At 65.1% G+C, this 1208-nt stretch carries 1 protein-coding gene and 1 pseudogene; both read right to left on the minus strand.

Annotation, left to right across the window (positions count from 1 at the left end; translation table 11 throughout):
* Positions 1-321 precede the first annotated feature (321 nt).
* Complete coding sequence (locus tag VXC91_RS45865; protein WP_329513249.1) at positions 322-915, minus strand: hypothetical protein; 594 nt, start codon at positions 913-915, stop codon at positions 322-324.
* A 46-nt stretch (positions 916-961) separates the two neighbouring features.
* Positions 962-1208, minus strand: a pseudogene (locus VXC91_RS45870) (tyrosine-type recombinase/integrase); the annotation flags it as partial.

Consider the following 1208-nt stretch of genomic DNA (forward strand, 5'->3'; position numbering starts at 1 on the left):
GGATCATTCGGGAAGGTACGCCCTCCGCGTGCCCTCCCGGAACCGATCCACAGGTCTTGAGCATTGCTCGCCAACGCTGAGTGCTCCAAACCCCGGTAGCCGTGAATGACTGGGGCATTGAGGATCCGCGCTACCTCAGCGCAGCATCTACTCGTGTGTCTCCGAGCCGGGTTCCTGAGTGAGGAGGTGCAGCCCCAAGTGCTGGTGGAGAAAGCTCTCCAACCGTGGAAGCTCGATCGCGTCGGCCGGGAGATCACCGGAACGGGGACGGTAGAACTCGACCTTCTCTGCACCAACGCCAGGAGCCGTTGGCACCCTTTCCTATGCCGTAGGCGTGGCCAAAGGTCGCTGAACGTCCAGGACGACTGCCGTCCCGGCCACGGATCGGTCCTCGTGCATGGTGATCACTTGGCCGGGCTCAAGGTGCTGCCACTGCTGAGGGTCAAGGGGCGCGAGTCGCACCGAGGCTCGCCCGCCAGGTTCGAGGAAGGGCGTGCGCTCAACCCAGAGCATGGCGATGTTGAGGGCCGGTTCGCCGGTCGGGGTTCGGTTTCCGATGTTCCACATCGGTCGCAGGACGCCGGCGCCGGAGATGGGCGTCTGTCGTCGGGCCTCGGCGGCCGGGCGGAGGGTGAGGTCGGCCCGGATGATGCCGTTGCGGGTTTCGTAGCAGCGCCAGTGGCACCAGGCCGCACTCGTCTCCAGCTGCATCTGTTCGGCTGCGGTGGCCAGGGTTTCCCAGAAGCTGAGTGGAAGCGGTTGGACGTCTCCGAGTTCCTCCAGCAGGTCAAGGGCCACGTCCCACTCGTCGTGGGTGAGGTACTCCCAGACGTCGGCCACCGTGATGTCGTTCTCGGTGGCGCTCTCCTCGGGAACCAGCAGGGAGGCGGCTTCCAGCAGCTTGGGCACGTCCATGCCCCGATTCTGGCCCAGGCCGCGTTTCTGTTGTTCGCGGTGCTGCTCACGAGTCTGTGACCTGGGGCTTCTGATGGGGGATCTCAGGCATTCCGAGGGAGACAGGATCGCTGCGCTGGAAGCGGCGGGCCTGCTCGCGCTTGCTCCGCAAGAAGGTGAGCGTCAGATCGAGCCCTTCGATCTCGCCTCGCCAGTCCTCTTCGACGGCTCGTTTGCGGCGGGCGAGGAGGTCCTCCTCCAGCTCTTTGAGGCGAGACAGCATCTTCGGGTTGATGCTGAGCATCGGGCAACGG

Source organism: Streptomyces chiangmaiensis (assembly GCF_036281785.1).
In the GTDB taxonomy this organism is placed as follows: domain Bacteria; phylum Actinomycetota; class Actinomycetes; order Streptomycetales; family Streptomycetaceae; genus Streptomyces; species Streptomyces chiangmaiensis.